General features: G+C 41.5%; 15 protein-coding genes. 7 read left to right on the top strand and 8 right to left on the bottom strand.

Annotation, left to right across the window (positions count from 1 at the left end):
* Nucleotides 1–41: 41 nt before the first annotated feature.
* Nucleotides 42–539, top strand: coding sequence for a DUF6265 family protein (locus EAH55_RS24360; RefSeq protein ID WP_121811949.1), 498 nt, complete (start codon nt 42–44; stop codon nt 537–539).
* 47 nt (nt 540–586) lie between these two features.
* Here the strand turns inward: EAH55_RS24360 and EAH55_RS24355 are convergent, their stop codons facing one another.
* Nucleotides 587–2086 carry a malate:quinone oxidoreductase gene (locus tag EAH55_RS24355; protein ID WP_121811948.1) on the bottom strand — a complete coding sequence of 500 codons (1500 nt, stop codon included), beginning with the start codon at nt 2084–2086 and terminating at the stop codon, nt 587–589.
* A gap of 303 nt (nt 2087–2389) precedes the next feature.
* Between EAH55_RS24355 and EAH55_RS24350 the strand changes: the two genes are divergently transcribed.
* On the top strand, nt 2390–2920 hold the full coding sequence (locus EAH55_RS24350) for a hypothetical protein (RefSeq protein WP_162997016.1): 531 nt from the start codon (nt 2390–2392) through the stop codon (nt 2918–2920).
* Nucleotides 2921–2923: 3 nt separating this feature from the next.
* Here EAH55_RS24350 and EAH55_RS24345 read toward each other — a convergent pair whose 3' ends face one another.
* Complete coding sequence (locus EAH55_RS24345; RefSeq protein WP_121811946.1) at nt 2924–7219, bottom strand: hybrid sensor histidine kinase/response regulator; 4296 nt, start codon at nt 7217–7219, stop codon at nt 2924–2926.
* A gap of 174 nt (nt 7220–7393) precedes the next feature.
* On the opposite strand from EAH55_RS24345, the gene EAH55_RS24340 reads away from it, so the two are divergent.
* Nucleotides 7394–7606, top strand: coding sequence for a VF530 family protein (locus tag EAH55_RS24340; RefSeq protein ID WP_114937822.1), 213 nt, complete (start codon nt 7394–7396; stop codon nt 7604–7606).
* 72 nt (nt 7607–7678) lie between these two features.
* Here EAH55_RS24340 and EAH55_RS24335 read toward each other — a convergent pair whose 3' ends face one another.
* From EAH55_RS24335 to EAH55_RS24320, 4 genes are all read right to left on the bottom strand, one after another.
* Nucleotides 7679–8977 carry a DEAD/DEAH box helicase gene (locus tag EAH55_RS24335; protein ID WP_121811945.1) on the bottom strand — a complete coding sequence of 433 codons (1299 nt, stop codon included), beginning with the start codon at nt 8975–8977 and terminating at the stop codon, nt 7679–7681.
* An 82-nt stretch (nt 8978–9059) separates the two neighbouring features.
* Entirely contained in the window at nt 9060–9857 is a 798-nt protein-coding gene (locus EAH55_RS24330; RefSeq protein ID WP_121811944.1) for a tRNA pseudouridine synthase A, read from the bottom strand.
* 109 nt (nt 9858–9966) lie between these two features.
* Nucleotides 9967–10191 (bottom strand): CDGSH iron-sulfur domain-containing protein, encoded by a 225-nt coding sequence (locus tag EAH55_RS24325; RefSeq protein WP_121811943.1) that lies wholly within the window; start codon nt 10189–10191, stop codon nt 9967–9969.
* 99 nt (nt 10192–10290) lie between these two features.
* Nucleotides 10291–10518, bottom strand: coding sequence for a hypothetical protein (locus EAH55_RS24320; protein WP_121811942.1), 228 nt, complete (start codon nt 10516–10518; stop codon nt 10291–10293).
* 147 nt (nt 10519–10665) lie between these two features.
* On the opposite strand from EAH55_RS24320, the gene EAH55_RS24315 reads away from it, so the two are divergent.
* The 4 genes from EAH55_RS24315 to EAH55_RS24300 all read left to right on the top strand — a co-directional run bounded on the left by EAH55_RS24315 (nt 10666) and on the right by EAH55_RS24300 (nt 15806).
* Nucleotides 10666–11697: an aldo/keto reductase gene (locus EAH55_RS24315; RefSeq protein WP_121811941.1), complete on the top strand. Its 1032-nt coding sequence runs from the start codon at nt 10666–10668 to the stop codon at nt 11695–11697.
* Nucleotides 11698–11877: 180 nt separating this feature from the next.
* Nucleotides 11878–12696 (top strand): peptidoglycan-binding domain-containing protein, encoded by an 819-nt coding sequence (locus tag EAH55_RS24310; protein ID WP_121811940.1) that lies wholly within the window; start codon nt 11878–11880, stop codon nt 12694–12696.
* Nucleotides 12697–12971: 275 nt separating this feature from the next.
* Nucleotides 12972–14303 carry a Gfo/Idh/MocA family protein gene (locus EAH55_RS24305; RefSeq protein WP_121811939.1) on the top strand — a complete coding sequence of 444 codons (1332 nt, stop codon included), beginning with the start codon at nt 12972–12974 and terminating at the stop codon, nt 14301–14303.
* 141 nt (nt 14304–14444) lie between these two features.
* On the top strand, nt 14445–15806 hold the full coding sequence (locus tag EAH55_RS24300; RefSeq protein ID WP_121811938.1) for a 3-keto-disaccharide hydrolase: 1362 nt from the start codon (nt 14445–14447) through the stop codon (nt 15804–15806).
* 137 nt (nt 15807–15943) lie between these two features.
* Here EAH55_RS24300 and EAH55_RS24295 read toward each other — a convergent pair whose 3' ends face one another.
* Entirely contained in the window at nt 15944–16972 is a 1029-nt protein-coding gene (locus EAH55_RS24295) for a GntR family transcriptional regulator (protein ID WP_121811937.1), read from the bottom strand.
* Nucleotides 16973–17095: 123 nt separating this feature from the next.
* The gene (locus tag EAH55_RS24290; protein ID WP_317127596.1) at nt 17096–18106 is read right to left on the bottom strand and encodes a cytochrome d ubiquinol oxidase subunit II; all 1011 of its coding nucleotides are present in this window, start codon (nt 18104–18106) and stop codon (nt 17096–17098) included.
* Nucleotides 18107–18108: the final 2 nt, after the last annotated feature.

The following is an 18108-nucleotide window of genomic DNA, read 5'->3' as shown; positions in this document are numbered from 1 at the left end:
TGACAATTATTTCAGGAATGAATTATTGCTAAAATCATATTATGAACCTTAAATACATTCTCCCTGCAATCATTGGTTTTATCTTGATATTTGGTAATAGCTTCGCGCAAGTTAACAAAACAAGCGTTAAGCAACTGGCCTTTATGGCCGGTACCTGGACACAAAAGCACGAATGGGGCGATATGGAAGAATTTTGGGGTGAACCAATGGGAGAAAGCATGGTCAGCAGCTTCAGGGTAGTTAAGGATGGCAAAGCAGTATTTTACGAGTTTGTGGTTGTTGAAGAACAAAACGGGGTACCCGTTTTTAAGATGCGTCATTTTAACCGTGGCAGCATAGGATGGGAAGACAAAGATAAGCCGCTATTATTTTACCTCACCAATATTCAAAAAAACAACGCCGAGTTTGAACTGAAAGATAAATCGGTTCATTTAACCTATCAACTAACCGCACCTGATAAATTGGATGTAACAGTTATTGAAAAGGATAAAAAAGGAAAATGGCAAAAGGATGTTTTTAACTATGCTCGCAAGAAATAGTTTCTTAATTATATCCTTCTGCCAATTAGTATTTTAAAGGAAAGCTATTAAGCCAACCCCAACACTTTACTTGTTCTTGCCCTGGTTTCGTCGCTTAAAGCTTCGTTATTAGCCAACGATTGTCCGTACGAAGGGATCATTTCTTTAAGCCTTTGCTGCCATGCATCGGTTTTGATATGATTTTTAAAGCAACGTTCAATAAGCTGGATCATGATAGGTACAGACGTTGATGCACCTGGTGAAGCTCCTAACAAGGCTGAAATACTACCATCGGCAGAAGTTACAACTTCAGTACCAAACTCAAGTACACCGGTATGTTTAGCATCCTTTTTAATAACCTGCACACGCTGACCGGCAATATCCAGATCCCAATCTTCGGCTTTAGCTGTTGGCATATAATCTTTAAGCGCATTCAACCTATCGGCAGGTGATTGCATTACCTGAGAGATAAGATATTTGGTTAGAGGCCAGTTATCGCGCCCTACAGCAAGCAGGGGTAGTATATTGTTTAGTTTAATTGATTTGAAGAGGTCAAGCAAGGAACCTTTTTTGAGGAAACGGGTTGAAAAACCGGCATACGGGCCAAAAAGCAGCGCACGTTTTCCGTCTATCATACGGGTATCCAGGTGGGGTACCGACATAGGTGGCGAACCTACAGATGCCTTACCATAAACCTTAGCTTCGTGTTGTTTTACTATCTCAGGCTTATTACAAACCAGCCATTGCCCACTTACCGGGAAGCCACCAAAACCTTTACTTTCTGCAATGCCCGATTTCTGTAGCAAGTGCAAAGCACCACCGCCTGCACCAACAAAAACAAATTTGGCATTCAGCTTTCTTTTGTTACCGGTTGCTTTATCTTTTACGGTTACTTTCCATGTACCGTCAGCGTTACGTTTAAGGTCTTTAACATCATGGTTAAGACTTACATTTACGTCAGCTTTCTGTTTAAGTTCATCTATAAGCGCACTGGTAAGGCTACCAAAGTTTACATCAGTACCAATATCCATAAATGTTGCAGATACCTTTTCATCAGCATCGCGACCTTCCATAACCAACGGGATCCATTTTTTGATCTGAGCTTTATCCTCAGAATATTCCATCCCTTTAAAAAAATGATGTTTTACAAGGGCCTGCTGGCGTTTTTTCAGGTACTCAACATTTTCAGCTCCCCAAACAAAACTCATGTGTGGCACTTTACGGATAAAATTTTGAGGATCTTTTATCAGACCCTTCCCGATAAGATGGGCCCAAAACTCTTTGCTTGTTTCAAATTGCTCGGCAATTTTGATCGCTTTTTTTATTTCAACGCTACCGTCCGGAAGTTGTGGTGTATAATTCAATTCGCAAAAAGCGGAGTGACCGGTACCGGCATTGTTCATCGGGGCCGAACTTTCAGCCGCTATGACATCCAGCCGCTCAAAAATCTCAATCGTCAGATCGGGCTGCAGTTCTTTAAGCATTACACCCAGTGTAGCGCTCATAATACCTGCGCCAATTAAAACCACATCAACTGTTAAATTTGAACCTGTACCGTTATTAGTCATCTTAGTATTATAGCCTGCAAAGCCTGCAGTGTTATTTATTACAAGGTAAACCCCGTTTTTGAAAATTTGTTATGATGGTTTAAGTCCTGTCGGGCAACTAACCGACCGGGGCAAAATAAATCAGGCAATTTTAAGAATTTTTTATAGAAAAACTGTCCTTTAGTGCCCCAATTAATGCAATAAAATCTATGTTTAAATTGTTTAAACTTAATTTATAGATTAAACCCACGTTTGGTATATCCAAACACATCAACACAAAACAGTTAAAATGATGTATATAAATAAAGTGCTAATTTATAAACCATGAATCTGTTTAAACCATCTATTTATTTTTGTGTTTTGGTCATGACATTATCGGCCTGTAAACAAAGCAAACTCAAGCCTGTATCAAATGATATTTCAAAAACAACAGTAACGGTAGCCGGTAAAAAAGACAGCGTCATCAACAACCCGCGTAAAAAATATGGAGCAGCAACTGTAGCCGAACCTTGTGTCAAGTGCCTGCTGGCAGTTATACAGGATAGTAAAAGCTATAAAGAAAATACAGAAGGCCTTTCGGCACAGAATATAAATTATACCATTAACTGGGTTAAGGCATCGGCCCCGGCATTAACGCCTGACACAAGCAACAAAACCAATGGCATAAGGATAGATGTAAAGAAAGATGAAAACGGAGAGGATACCCGTTTATGCTCGTATGTATATAACAACAGCAGCGGTACCATGTACCTGCTCAACAACCAAAACAAGTATGAGCACGAAATTTCAAGTATCACACCTGCTATCCTCAAAAAAATCCGGAATAGCTGTTACTGGGGCGTAGCCTCGCGATAATGCTTAAACGTATTTACCTTTTACGTTTTTCATCATTTTGTACGCCCCTTTTAACACGTTAATGAGCGCGTCGGTTTTCATAGGCTTGGCAATGTAATCATCCATGCCTTCGCTTATGCACATATCGCGATCATCCGGACCTGCATTGGCGGTCATAGCAATAATGAAAGGTTGCTTAAAGGCATACTGCCTGATATGGCGGGTTGCCTCAAAGCCATCCATCTCTGGCATTTGTACGTCCATAAATATGACATCGAAAGTTGGGTTAGCTTTTAACTTTTCAAGGGTATCATAACCATTATGTGCCAGCTCAAAATCATAGCCAAGTTTCTCCAGCATCCGGCTGATCAGTTTTTGGTTAACTGTGTTATCTTCGGCCACGAGGATACTAAGTGGATGTTCATTGGCAAAGTTGGCATCAAAAAGCTTATCCGGTTTTGTTTCTACAATCTGAACCTGTGTTTTACCCTGAAACTCGGCCTGCAAACTTTTACCTAATTGAGATTGCTTAACCGGTTTGGTTAATATAGCCGAAAACAACCCGGGATATTTCTTCTTTGAACCATCACCAATAGAACTGAGCATAACCACCGGCAAGTTCTTGTAATTATCTTTTATCTCCCTGGCCAGTCCAACGCCATCCATTTCCGGCATTTCCATATCAGTAATAACAAGGTTAAAGCCGTTGTTAGCGCCCAGGATATCAAGCGCCTGCCTGCCCGATGCAGCAGCTATCGTTTGTATACCCCATTGTTCAAGTTGGGTTTGCAGGATAAAGCGGTTGGTTTTATTATCATCAACAATAAGCACTTTCTTGCCTTCAAGTTCTTCGGCATTAAAAACAATAGGGATTTGTTTTGATTGCTTTTTACTTATTGCCGACTTAATAGTAAATACAAAAACAGAACCTTCGCCAAAAACACTTTCAACCCAAATTTCGCCACCCATTAATTTTACCAGGCGCTCACTGATCACCAAACCCAAACCCGTACCGCCATATTTGCGCGTAGTAGATGAATCAACCTGCGAAAACGCGTTAAACAATGTTATTACTTTATCCTCAGGGATACCTATACCGGTATCCATCACGCTAAATCCGATTTCAATTTCCTTATCACCAATACTTTTAGATAAAAAAACCTTGATAAACACTTCACCACGTTCCGTAAACTTGAGGGCGTTACCCGTCAGATTAGTTAATACCTGCTTCAACCTCAAACTATCGCCAATAATTTGCTGGGGCAGGGCGGGGTCAATCTGATAAACCAGTTCCAGCTCACGCTTGGCAGCATTTTGTGAAAAAATGTCCATCACCTCTTCAATACACTGGCGCAGATCGAAATCTTCCTGCTCCATTTCCATCTTTCCTGATTCAATTTTAGAAAAATCAAGGATGTCATTGATCACGTTAACCAAACTATCGCCGCATGAAATGATGGTATCTGTATATTCACGCTGTTCGGTATTCAATTCGGTTTCGCCCAGCAGGGAAGCCATGCCAATAACGCCATTCATGGGCGTCCTGATTTCATGGCTCATGGTAGCTAAAAATATACTTTTAGCCTGGTTGGCTTTATCGGCTTCCTCTCGGGCTTCGCGCTCCTGTTCCTTCTGCAGTTGCAATTCTTCTGATTGCGCCTGCAATTCTTCATTCAGGGCTTGTAATTCTTCTGACTGATTTTGAAGTTCGATATTCAGCGTCTGCAGATTTTCGGATTGCGTTTTTAACTCCTCTGATTGTTGCATAACCTCTGCAGTGCGTTCAGTAACCTGTTCTTCAAGCAGGTTCTTTTGCTGTATGATGGCATTTACCCTAAGTCGGTGCCAAGTATAAATAACTACCGCCGTAACTAAAATAAGCAAACTGATAAACCACCATGTAAGCCAGAAGGGTGGGAGAACAGTAACATTAAGGCTCACCTCCCTTAACGACCATTTACCATCTGTACTGCGACTTTTTACCCTAAACACATAATTACCCGCCGGCAAATTGGTATAGGTTGCTGTATTTTTATTACCAACATAATTCCAGCCTTTATCAAACCCTTCAAGCTGAAAAGCATACGATTCTTTATTGCTCAAGCTGTAATCCATCGATACATATTCAAATGATATAACCGATTGATCGTGTGTTAATGTTATGGACTTGGTTTCCGCGATGTCTTGCTTTAAGGGCGACGGATCATCATTGTTTTGCGCTACATGGATAGATTTATTGTAGATCTGAAAATCAGTAAGCACCAATGGAGGATCGTAAACATTGTTCCTTTTTCCTGCCGGATCGAACATATTAAACCCGTTAACGCCACCAAAATACATGATGCCGTCGTGACCCTTTACTGCGGAGTGAGGTTTAAACTCTTCTGCCTGCAAACCATCCGCAACAGTGAAGTTTCTAAATTTATTGGTGTTAGGATTATACCTGGAAATCCCCCGGTTGGTACTGATCCATAAATTACCGGCTGCATCTTCTTCAATGGCATAAGTGTAGTCGTTCGGCAAGCCATCTTTTGCTTTAAAATTTGTAACCTTACCGGTAACCGGGTTTAATCTGTAAATACCACTATAAGTGCAGATCCAAATATTACCCAAATGATCTTCAAAAAGATCAAGTGCCGTATTATTGCCAAGCGCACTGTTCAGTTTTTCGTATTGTACCGGTTTAAATGAATTGGTGGCGGCATCATAAAGGTTTACACCACCATCATTAGTGCCCACCCAAAGGTTACCTTTTGAATCGCCGAGTAACGAATTGATGTTATCACTACTGATGCTTTTAGGATTGCCCGCATCATGACGGTAATGAATAAACTTGTTGGTTTTAGGATCAAACAGGTCAAGCCCGGTGCCAAGGGTACCAAACCACAATTTCCCATCAAGGGTTTTGGCTATGGCGTAAATGTTATTTCCGCTTATGCTTGTGCTGTCATCCGGATTATGTTTAAACGATCTGAAGGTACGGGTCTGCGGGTTCATCATGCTTACCCCATCGCCCCAGGTACCTATCCACAGGTTACTTTTAGCATCTTCCTGAATGGTTAAAACATAATCACCACATATATTGCTATTGCTTCTTTTATAATATTTAAACTCACCCTTTTCAGGGTTAAACAGATTTAAACCGCCACCGTCAGTGCCTACCCATATGTTGTTCTTTTTGTCTTCATATACACTCAGCACAAAATTATTGGACAAGCTAATGGATTGCGCGCCATGTTGATAGTGAGTAAAGTTCTCACTCGTTTTCTTGTAAAAATTAAGCCCCGATGCAAAAGCGCCTATCCACATATTCCCGCTTTTGTCTTTCAGGATCACATCTACCGAGTTATTAGCGATACTGCTGTTATCTACATCATCTTCCTGGTGGTTATTGAATGTATTGAGGGCGTAATTAAAAATATTCAGACCGCCGTTTTCCGTGCCGATCCATAAATCGTGGTTACTATCTTCGGCAAGGCATTGTACACTATTGTATGAAAGCGAATTCTTGTTGTTCGGATCGTTTTTATAATGAGTGAAAGTTTTGTCGGCCGGATTAAACAGGTTAAGTCCGCCATCGCTAACGCCAACCCATAAATGATGACTACTGTCTTCTAAAATTGCATTAACCTTATTTGCTGAAAGGGATGAGGATTTACTTTCATCATGAACAAAACGCGTAAAATTATGGCTTTGCGGATTGTAAAGGTCCAGACCGCCATAAGTGGTGCCTACCCATAATTTATTCTGGCTGTCTACGTATACAACCCGGACATTATTATCGCTTAAACTGCTGTTATCTGCTTCATTATAGCCGTAATGAGTAAATTTCTTTTGAGCGATGTTAAACTGATCAAGCCCTTCCTTTTGATTACAGATCCACAGGTTTCCGCCTTTATCAAGGGTTATCTTTACCAGGATATCACTTGCAATTGAATTTGTGTTTTTAGGGTTATGACGGTAATGGACAAAACGATCAAGCTTGCGGTCGTACATATTTAAACCGCCGCCGCTGGTGGAGATCCACAGGTTTCCATTCTTGTCCTCAACTATATCCTGAACAAAACTGTTACTGATGCTGTTATTATCGCCAATAATATTTTTAAATATCTTGAATTTGTTGCCGTCATAACGGTTAAGGCCGTCACGTGTACCAACCCATATAAAGCCGCGGCTATCCTGTATAATGCAATTAATATTTAATTCTGAAAGCCCTTCGCGACTGCCAATATGTTGAAAATGAATAGGGCGGTTTTGTGAGAACACGCATAACGAAATAGCTTGCAACAACAAAACAAGGTAACACTTATAGCTATTCATTAAAATATTTTTGGGCAACTTGAAGAAGTGGTTTTAAACGTGCTTTATTAGCTGCATTAAATTAAACAAAATTTACCATTTATTAAATATCAGCTAACATAATTTAGTAGTTAAACGACTTTGCGACAAATTTTGTTATGGTATTTTACCGAAACAAACCTTTACTTTTGCACCATGCAGCAACAGCCCAACAACCCTTTACATGGCAAAACGCTTGAGATGATACTCAATGAACTGGTAGCTCATTTTGGCTGGAAAGAACTGGGTATTCGGATCAGGATTAATTGCTTTAATGATAACCCGAGTGTAAAATCAAGCCTCAAGTTTTTGAGAAAAACAGACTGGGCGAGGAAGAAGGTTGAAGACTTGTATCTGGAGATAGCGTGATATTACTAAAGTTAAGACTTACGAAGTTTTAAAAACTTCGTAAGTCTGGGCAGAACTTAAAGGTGGAATTTCTTACCCGTGCTTTTTCTTCTTATTCATTTTAGCCTTGGTACTGGCGCTCAGGTTATATGTTTTGGCGTTTGACGCCTTTTTTTCGTGAAAGGCCTCACCAACACCTGCCGGTTTTTTATCTTCTTTTGCATCCGTTTTCTTCGGCTTCGATTCGGTTACAATCACCAGGTCTTCGGGCAACTCAGCTACCGGAATCTTATGTCCAATTAGCTGCTCAATCTTTTTTACCTGACCTAACTCTATATCAGTAGCAAAGGTCATGGCCAGTGTTTCTTCTTCGCTATCAGGATTATGATTTACTATGCGACTAATAAACAACTCGTTATCTGCCGGCAAATCAAATTGGATCAGGAAAGGGATATCACTCAGGTTAAGCTCCTCTTCATTTTCGTTAGTAACAATCAGGATTCTCGTAGCCGGATCAGCTTTAAAATCTTCAATATTTTTAAAACCCTTCGTATCGAAGAACTTTGGGTTTAAGTATGCAACGCCTGTACGTAAGCGACTTTTAAGACTTTGGAAAAGCTTTTCGGCGGTTGTTTGAGTATTCACAAACACAACAGTTTTTGTAAATAACTCTTCATCGTACATAAACAAATTGAGCAGGTTTAGCTTAGTGCCAAAGTTGGGCACATTGTATAAAAGCTGCTCGTGCGTTTCGATAACGGTATCACTTAATTCGTCAACCTCAATTATAGCAGCATCTCTCATGAACGGATCAAGCATTTTTTCCAGTTTAGCGTGAATAACCTCGGTAAACACAAGGTGCTGTGCTTTATCAATGCTATTGGCAAGTTCAACAACGGGTAATTGTAAGCCTTTTTTTACTATCTGGTCGGCATCATCAACCACCAGCAAGTCAACTTTATTTAGATTCAAAGCCAATTTGAGGTAAATGGCCCTTGCCCTGTCGGGGGTTGCTACAACAATATCAGCGCCGTCGGCTAAGTCATCCATCTGGCTTTCAAAGCCAGGGGTAACATATAAACCAACTATGCGGATAGATTTATTTTTATTGAGACGGTCAAACTGTTCAATAACCGCAAATACGTTCTCTTTTTCAGGGACAAGTATCAATACACGCGGAACACCTTCCGGAGCATAGTTGAAGCGGTTTAAAACGCCTAACACATAGGTAGTGGTCTTTCCGCTGCCTTCGGGGCCAATAGCTATAATGTCCTGCCCACCAATTATACGGTTGATGGTTTTTAGCTGCAACTCTTTAGGGTTTGTAAAACCTACTTCATTTACAGAACGTAACAGTTGCTTATTAAGCTTCAATTTATCAGACCACGCCATCAGGATACTTATTAAAAATTAAAATGAGGGTGCAAAAGTACCAAATTACCGCGTCATATTTTTAAAAATCAGCAGATAAGCATTATAGGGGATACCAATCAGTACTGTTAAGTAATGAAAAAGCCGACCGCGGTTCGAGATCAAGATAGCGATAAGTTACTTTTGAAAGGTATAAGCCTTGAGGATGGGCGGGGATAATGATTTTGGGTGTTTGTTTGTTGGCAAGATAAAATTCAAATTCATCTGTACTCATCTTCCCCTGGCCAATTTCAAGCAAGCGCCCTACAGTAATTCTGATCATCTTGTACAAAAAACGATTGGCGGTAATATTAAACCTTAATTTACTGCCATTGCCATCAATATAAAGCCCGGCAGATTTCACGTGACAAATAGTATGCTCTATTTTATCGGGCGTTTTACATAAGGCGCGGTAATCATTATAATTTGGCAGAATAGAAACCGCTTTTTTCATGACATCCAGATTAAGGTCCTGATCGGGATAGTGTGAGCTGAAACGGCTCAGGAACGGATCTTTATAATTATGGATGAAATAATCGTATGACCGAATCACTCCATCAAAGCGGGCATGCGGATCTCCCTGCATCGGGATAATATCAAATACGGCGATATCGTCAGGAAGCAGTTTATTTAGCCGGAACAACAGATCAAAGTCTAAATTATCGTCGATATCGGCATGAAAAAAATACTGGCTTGCGTGTACTTTCGCATCGGTACGGCCACAGCCGTTAATAGCAACGGGGTGTTTAAGGATTTTTTCGAGGGCTGTTTCAATTACCTCCTGTACAGTAATTGCTTTAGAAAGCTTTTGCCAGCCCGAATACCTTACACCATGATAACCAATATGAAAAAAGTAACGCATTGTTATTTATAAGTATAGTTTTCAAAAATGCAGATTATTTAAGAACACTGCACAAAACAAAAGCCCAATGTAATTAAACACCGGGCTTTATGTATATAAAAACAATTGTTTATGCTTTTTTAGGCGGAAGATCAAATGCAATGGCATTATGCTCGAAATGACCTTTGTGAGAGCCATCGCAAAATGGTTTATTAGCTGATAAACCGCAACGGCAGATAGATACTACTGTACGGCCTTGCAAACCGTAAGCATTGCCCTGCATATCCACAATTTCAAAATCGCCGTCTATTTTAACCGAACCGTTATTATTAATGGTAAGTTTAGTTTTCTCCATGTCTTAAATTTTGCGCAAAGTTAAAATATGGCGTCAGCCCCAACGGGTTTATTTGTTATTTAGAAGTGTTCCTGATTGGATAAAACAGGCGAAGATGCCCTAATTAAATGATTGGTTAAACGCAACCAGAACCTGTAAGAAAACATCCCTGTCGAGTGCGAAAGCAGCAGGTTGTTCAGGTTTTACAGGTTTGCCGTTTTTTATTTTGAGTGGAAACAGTGCAATAAAATCCCGGATAGTAATTTCATACCTCAGCATAGGGTCATGACGGTGGATCTCTTCCAGCCTCATTTCAAAAAGGGAAACGCTTAGCGGGTCTGCAATCATATATCAAAACTAATGTTTGTTTATCTCAACACGGTAGAACATCAACCATAAATGACAAACTTATGATACGTAAAAATGCCTTCAGCAATCGATTCCGCATAAATTTGTGAAACAGGCTACCGCCTTTTACATCATAAAATATACACTATGGAATACAGACAATTAGGTGCATCCGGCCTGCGGGTGCCTATCTTAAGTTTCGGCACGGCCACATTTGGCGGCGGCAACGAATTTTTTAAGGCCTGGGGCAACACCCAGGTTGATGAGGCAAAAAAGCTGATCAATATTTGCCTTGATGCCGGTGTTAATTTATTTGATACGGCCAATGTTTACTCGCATGGTACTGCTGAAGAAATATTGGGCAAAGCGTTGGAAGGCATTCGTAACGAGGTGCTAATTTCTACCAAGGCTACATTTACTATGGGGCAGGGTGTTAATGATTTCGGCTCATCCCGCTACCACCTGATCAAATCGGCAGAGGATAGTCTTCGTCGTTTAAATACCGACAGGATAGACATTTACCACATGCACGGTTTTGATGCCAATACACCCGTTGAAGAAACATTAAGAGCCCTTGATGACCTGGTAACCAGTGGTAAAGTACGATACATTGCCTGCTCTAATTTTTCGGGCTGGCATTTGATGAAATCGCTTTCGGTATCAGAAAGATATGGATGGAGCCGTTACGTAGCCCACCAGGCATATTACTCACTGCTTAACCGCGAATTTGAATGGGAATTGATGCCTTTAGGGATCGACCAAAAAGTAAGCACTATTGTATGGAGCCCGCTATCATCTGGTCAGTTAAGCGGTAAATTCAGGAGGGGAGTGCCAATTCCGGAAAGTTCCAGAACGGTACAGGGCGGCGCGCATGGCCCGGCCACAAACTTCGATCATTTATATAACATCGTTGACGCGCTTGATGAAGTTGCCGAAGAAACCGGTAAATCTGTAGCGCAGGTAGCGCTGAACTGGTTATTGCAAAGGCCGACAATAGCTAACCTGGTAATTGGTGCGCGTAACGAAGAACAACTTAAGCAAAACCTTGGCGCCATAGGATGGAATTTAACCCTCGATCAGATTAAAAAACTGGATGCTGCCAGCGAAGTTGATCCAATATATCCGTACTGGCACCAGCGCCAGAATTTAAAACTGGTTCCGTTGCCGATACAATATTAAGTACCGACATACGTTTTATAGCCTTGATTTAAAAAAGCTTACGTAAAACTACGTAGGCTTTTTGCTTTAAATACGTATCACTACGCTGGTTAAATTGCAGGCGTTGATTTAATTTCATCCCGTTGAGTAAAATATCCATCTTACTTCATCTAAACTTATCGTAATTAAACCCTGCAACCTATGATCAAAAAACAGTACCTCAAAGAAACAGTGATAGCCGCGACCCAACAAAAGGGCAGCGCCTCAAACAACCAGAAAGAAGTAGCTAAAATTCAAAGCTGGCTTAACTTGTATGCTGTTACCAACCCTTCCGCAGGAACAGCAACAGGCATTGATGGCAGCTTTGGCTCCGGAACGGAAACGGCAGTTAAGAATTTCCAAAAAGCGAAAAACCTTCCGCAAACGGGCATTGTTGACAGCAGCGTTTTCTCGGCCCTATCTCAACCTATGACAAACGCGTTTAAAAGTCCCGTTGCCGGTACCGGATTAAGAGAATTGATTGTAAATACGGCAATGCAGCACTTAAGCAACGCACCGTTTGAACTTGTAATTAAAGGTCAAAGTAATAGCGGTCCCTGGGTACGGGCTTATATGGATAATAACGAAGGCACCGAATGGTTTTGGTGTATGGGCTTCGTACAAACCATTATAGACCAGGCCGCAAGCCAGCTTGGAAAAGATTTCCGGACGCTAATGCCGCTTACCTATAGTTGTGATACCGTAGGTACTACCGGCATTAGCAAAGGTTTGTTAAGCCGTGTCGCGACAGTAAGAGCCAATCCATCTATAGTTAAGCCGGGCGATATCTTCCTGGTTCAAAAAACACCTAACGACTGGTTTCACACAGGTCTTGTAACCGGCGTTCATGGTGATCTTTTTGAAACCATTGAGGGAAACACAAACACAGATGGAAGCAGCAACGGAAATGGCGTATATAAAAGGGTACGTAACTTCCAAGCCTCAAAACTGGATGTATTTTCAATACAGCCACTTGTATAACGCTTTCCTGCAATTAATACCCCCTTGAGCCCCTTTAATGGGGCTTTCTGTTTTTGGAGCTTAAAGCCGAAGGCGGAAAGCTTAAAGCTATTGAATGTCTAATACAGCCTTTTTGCCTTAAGCTTTCCGCTTTCAGCTCCATTAAGTAACAGTTAAATTACAATTGCTTCATAAAAAAATTGCCCGATAGCTTTAGCCCTTTATAAATCTTAGCTAATTTGCGGCGCGGCCCGCCGGGGTACGCGTATTAAAACCCAATTAACCTGTTTTGAAAAATGATTAACCGTAGAAAGTTTATTCAATCAACCGCTGTTGCGGGTACAAGTTTTCTGCTTGCGCCACAACTATCAAAAGCTGCCGGATTTTTTAAGGGATCGCCCAACGAAAAAGTAGTATTAGGCATGATGGGGACCAATAGCCGCGGCCTGTACCTTGCCCAAAGCTTTGCCAAGCTACCGAACGTGGAGATTGGATATATCTGCGATGTTGATTCAAATGTAGTTGCTAAAACGATTGACGCGATCTACAAGCAAACAGGGAAAAAGCCGCAGGGCTTAACCGATATCCGAAAAATGCTGGAGATAAAAGATATCGACGCGGTTGTTGTAGCTCCTCCTGATCATTGGCATGCCCCCGCGACTATCATGGCCTGTCAGGCGGGTAAACACGTATATGTAGAGAAACCATGCAGTCACAATCCGCATGAAGGGGAAATGGCTGTAGAAGCAGCAAATAAGTACAAACGCCTGGTTCAAATGGGCAGCCAGCGCCGTTCATTTTCAAATGTGCAGGCTATGGTGAAGGAATTGCATGACGGTGTAATCGGTCGTACTTATTATGCCAAAGGTTGGTATACCAATCACCGCGCAAGCATTGGCAAAGGCAAACAGGTACCTGTACCGGCCAATTTAAACTATGATTTATGGCAGGGCCCGGCACCAAGAAAGCCGTATCAGGATAACCTGATCCACTATAACTGGCACTGGTTCTGGAACTGGGGTACAGGTGAGGCTTTAAACAACGGCACACACGAACTGGATGTAATCAGATGGGGGTTGGGTGTTGATTATCCTAATAAAGTGGTATCAACTGGTGGCCGCTTCCATTTTGATGACGACTGGCAAACTCCCGATACACAGAATATCCTTTATAACTTCCCAAATAACACGGCTGCAGAATGGGAATGCCGCAGTTGCAATGGTTTCGAAATCGAAAAGTTGAGCAGGGGCGTTGTGTTTTATGGTGATAAAGGAACCTTGTTTTATGACAGTGGTAACAGCTACCGGGTTTATGATGGCGATAACAAGCTTGTAAAAGAAGTTAAAGACGATACCAAAGTTGATGGCACCAACAAAGTAAGCCCTACAGAAGCGTTGGACGGCTTCCACATGAAAAACTTTGCCGATTCGATTCGCGGAACTGATAAATTGAACTGCCCGATAGAAATTGGCTTCAAATCAACCCTATTGCCGCAATTGGGTAATATCTCATACCGTGTTGATCGGGTGCTGCACATTGACCCGAATAACGGCCATATATTAAAGGATCCCGAAGCTCAAAAGCTTTGGAGCCGCGAGTATGAGAAGGGCTGGGAGGTAAAAGTTTAATGCCTGTGTTTTTTATGTCATTGCGAGGAGGAACGACGAAGCAATCTCGTAGTTGTGTATGCCGAAAAGACATCGGCCACGAGATTGCCGTGCTTTCGCTCGCAATGACATTTATTTATGAATAATTAGAAAATATCAATCATGAAAAAAATAATCTACCCTGCTATTATGCTATTAGCGTCAGCGGCATTAAGTCCGGCCAGCGCGCAAACCAAGTTATTTGATGGTAAAACGCTTAAAGGCTGGAAACAACTTGCCGGCTCTGCCGACTATAAAGTAGAAGACGGTGCTATAGTTGGTACTACCGTGCTTAACTCTGGCAATTCATTCTTAGTTACCGAAAAAGAGTATGGTAACTTCATACTGGAATTGGACGCTAAAATCGAAAGCGAACTGAGCAATTCGGGCGTGCAAACCCGCAGTCATTACGATCCGGAAGGCAACAAAGGTAAAGGCAAAGTGTATGGCAGGCAATTTGAAATTGACCCATCATCACGCAAATGGACCGGCGGTATCTATGATGAGGGCAGAAGAGACTGGCTGTATCCGCTTGATCTTAACCCAAAGGCTAAAGACGCGTTTAAAGTTGGCGAATACAATCACATCAAAATTGAATGTATCGGCAACGAAATGAAAACGTGGGTAAATGACGTGCCTGCAGGCGATGTGGTTGATACTGTTGACAGCAAAGGCTTTATCGCGTTACAGGTACACGCTGTAAGTGAAGAAAAACAGGCTGGTAAAAAAGTGTATTTCAAAAACCTTAACCTGAAAACTACCAATTTAAAAGCCACACCATTTCCAAAGGATGTATATGTAGTTAACCTTACGCCAAACAGCATAACAACTACCGAAAAAGCAAACGGCTGGAAACTATTGTATGATGGCAAAACCAATACAGGCTGGCATGGTGCAACCCTTAAAGCGTTCCCTGAAAAAGGTTGGGAATATGCTAACGGCACCATGCATGTGTTACCGTCCGCCGGTCAGGAAGAATCAGGTGGTGGCGATATCGTGACCAATGATAATTACAGCGCTTTTGACCTTTCGTTTGAATTTAAGCTTACACCAGGTGCCAATAGCGGTGTTAAATATTTTGTTACCCTGTCTGAAGTTACCAAAGGTTCGGCAATCGGTCTGGAATACCAGGTGCTTGATGATAAACTGCACCCTGATGCCAAACTTGGCCGTGATGGCGACCGTACTTTAGCCTCGTTATATGACCTCATCAAAGCTAATAAACAAGAACGTTTTGTACACCCAATAGGAGCGTGGAATACTGGCCGCGTGGTGGTATATCCTAACAATCACGTTGAGCATTATCTAAACGGTGTTAAAGTATTGGAATATGAGCGTGGTTCAAAAGCTTTCCGCGATTTGGTAGCTATCAGCAAATACACAATCTGGAAAAACTTCGGAGAAGCCCCTTCCGGTCACTTATTGCTGCAGGACCATGGCAATGAAGTGTTTTTCAGAAGCATAAAAGTTAGGGAACTGAAGTAATATCTTAAGCAGAAAAGCATTAATAAGCGCGTCATTGCGATACAATCCAGACTTACGAAGTTTTAAAAACTTCGTAAGTCTTAAAATCCCTTAAACTCTTCAGGTATTATTCCCCCCTTTAGGGGGGTAGGGGGCGCTCACAACGAGCTCCGCAACCTGACTGTAAACGGCACAGCAAAATGCTCATGGCAATTGTTCAGTGCAAACTCGGCCGCTTTGCTGCCCATCAATTTAAAGTCGGTTGAAATGGTGGTGATGCCATCAAGAATAATCTCTTTAAGTGCAGTTTCATTGTATGAGATCACACCTACGTCTTTGGCCACCTTTAAATCGGAGGCGAGAATCTTTTTGATGAGTTCAACCAGGTCATCCTCAGTAAGACTGATGTATACCGTATTTTTCTGAATAGCCTCGGTGGATAGCGTTTCAACTATATCATATTCAAAAGCATACTGCCTGCAAAAATTCAGGAAACCTTTCATGATCTCTTTGGAATGATAGGTTTTACCGGGGAAGATAAGTTTGAGCGTATGGTATTTGCTCAGGCTATCCAGCATACTTTTCAAGGCCTCATATACATCGGTAGCAAAGTTTTCATAAATGGCTGCAAATTTACCGCTTACGCCTGGCACCATGTTATCCAGTAAGATCAATTTATCCTTAGGGATAGTGTTAATGATCTCATGGGCTTTGGTTTCATTATCCAGGAAATGCGGAATAACGATGTATTTGGCATAGTCACTCTGGATACTTTCGGTAATGATCTTTTTGAAAAAGTAGAAATCGTTATTGTAGATATAAAAATCTATGGCCGCCTGCTCGCCTATAGTAGCAACAAAAGCATCATAAATGATCTTTTTATGCGCGCTGAGCTTGTTGAACAGCAGAAAGATCTTAAGTGGCTTCTGAAAATCGGTATTGGATATAAAAAAACCTTTACCCGGTACTGAGCTTACAATACCTTTCTCTTTCAATTCCTTGTAAACACGCTCAATAGTATTGCGTGAAGTATCCAGCGCATAACTCAAATCATTGATAGAGGGAAGCATATCATCCTTCACAATCTGCCCGCTTTCAATGGCCCTGATAATGGCATTAGATAGCTGCAGGTACTTAGGCGTAATCGAATACTCGTCTATTGATAAGATCTTTAAATAATTCTTCACAACACAAATGTAATATTTGACAGCACATCTTTATTATTAAAACCATGATGTGCCTGATTTTAGGATTTCATGATGCTATGTTCTAAATAAATCAAGCGAATCCTAAAATCAAGCGAATCATGGTTAAGCCTTCTTCTTAAACGCGTAATATAGATACCCCAATGCCGGCAATATAAACAAGCTACCAACCAGCAGGCCAATGCCCAGATCATCAATGCTGTTACTGTTAGCATGCTCTGTAAGCAACGACATCGAACTGCCATCTTTAAAAATAACAAACCTTGGGAAGCGCGAGAAACCAACCGATATCAGGATCATACAAACCTGGAATGCAGCCAACACCCTGATCCATTGCCTGTTTTTCCGATGCGATATGATCAGATAAAGCACTACCAATGAAATAGTTGCCGCTATTACCGCAACTAAACTTACCGGGTTGCCAAAAATCCAGTTGGCCAGATGAACACGCTCGAAATGAGAAGCTAAGAATACCAGCGCGCCGCAAATCACAGCAGCAATGTTCATAATTTTCGCTTTACGGATGTAACGCTTAATTTCGTCTATATCTTCCGTTTCACCAACTATATAAATAGCAGCAAGGAAGCCGCAAAGTGCAACCGTAAAGAGGCCAACTGATACCGAAAACCAATTAAACCAGCTAAAAATGTAAGCATGGGCAAAATCTGTAGCTTTAGGATCAATCTGTCCGGATAGCGCACTCCCTGCAATAATGCCTAAAAATAAAGGGGTAACAAAGCTTGAATAAACAAATATGTGAGTATAAAATGCCTGTGTTTTTTCGTCCTTAACAGCATCATAATTCCGGAACGAAAATGCGGTACCTCGGGCTATTACACCAAGCAGCATGATTAACAAAGGAATGTGCAGGTAAATACACATTTCGCTGTAAATTACAGGAAAACCCACAAACAGCACCACCACGGTAATAATGAGCCACATGTGATTGGCTTCCCAAATAGGGCCAATAGCCTGGTACATGATTTTACGGGTTCGATGTTTATTGTCGGTGGAGGTAAAAAGCTCGATTATGCCCGCGCCGAAATCAGCGCCGCCCAATAAAAAGTAAAGGGTAATGGCCGCGAACAGGAAAAGGATTACAATATAAAGCATCATGG

It is taken from the genome of Mucilaginibacter kameinonensis, from assembly GCF_003675385.1.
In the GTDB taxonomy this organism is placed as follows: Bacteria; Bacteroidota; Bacteroidia; order Sphingobacteriales; family Sphingobacteriaceae; genus Mucilaginibacter; species Mucilaginibacter kameinonensis.
This window is presented reverse-complemented; position numbering and strand designations above follow the sequence as displayed.

Coding starts and splice junctions, on each gene's coding strand:
- EAH55_RS24340 (WP_114937822.1), top strand. CDS start 7,394: ATGCAGCAACAGCCCAACAACCCTTTACATGGCAAAACGCTTGAGATG.
- EAH55_RS24300 (WP_121811938.1), top strand. CDS start 14,445: ATGAAAAAAATAATCTACCCTGCTATTATGCTATTAGCGTCAGCGGCA.
- EAH55_RS24330 (WP_121811944.1), bottom strand. CDS start 9,857: ATGCGTTACTTTTTTCATATTGGTTATCATGGTGTAAGGTATTCGGGC.
- EAH55_RS24355 (WP_121811948.1), bottom strand. CDS start 2,086: ATGACTAATAACGGTACAGGTTCAAATTTAACAGTTGATGTGGTTTTA.
- EAH55_RS24290 (WP_317127596.1), bottom strand. CDS start 18,106: ATGATGCTTTATATTGTAATCCTTTTCCTGTTCGCGGCCATTACCCTT.
- EAH55_RS24315 (WP_121811941.1), top strand. CDS start 10,666: ATGGAATACAGACAATTAGGTGCATCCGGCCTGCGGGTGCCTATCTTA.
- EAH55_RS24345 (WP_121811946.1), bottom strand. CDS start 7,219: ATGAATAGCTATAAGTGTTACCTTGTTTTGTTGTTGCAAGCTATTTCG.
- EAH55_RS24305 (WP_121811939.1), top strand. CDS start 12,972: ATGATTAACCGTAGAAAGTTTATTCAATCAACCGCTGTTGCGGGTACA.
- EAH55_RS24360 (WP_121811949.1), top strand. CDS start 42: ATGAACCTTAAATACATTCTCCCTGCAATCATTGGTTTTATCTTGATA.
- EAH55_RS24335 (WP_121811945.1), bottom strand. CDS start 8,977: ATGGCGTGGTCTGATAAATTGAAGCTTAATAAGCAACTGTTACGTTCT.
- EAH55_RS24310 (WP_121811940.1), top strand. CDS start 11,878: ATGATCAAAAAACAGTACCTCAAAGAAACAGTGATAGCCGCGACCCAA.
- EAH55_RS24325 (WP_121811943.1), bottom strand. CDS start 10,191: ATGGAGAAAACTAAACTTACCATTAATAATAACGGTTCGGTTAAAATA.
- EAH55_RS24320 (WP_121811942.1), bottom strand. CDS start 10,518: ATGATTGCAGACCCGCTAAGCGTTTCCCTTTTTGAAATGAGGCTGGAA.
- EAH55_RS24350 (WP_162997016.1), top strand. CDS start 2,390: ATGAATCTGTTTAAACCATCTATTTATTTTTGTGTTTTGGTCATGACA.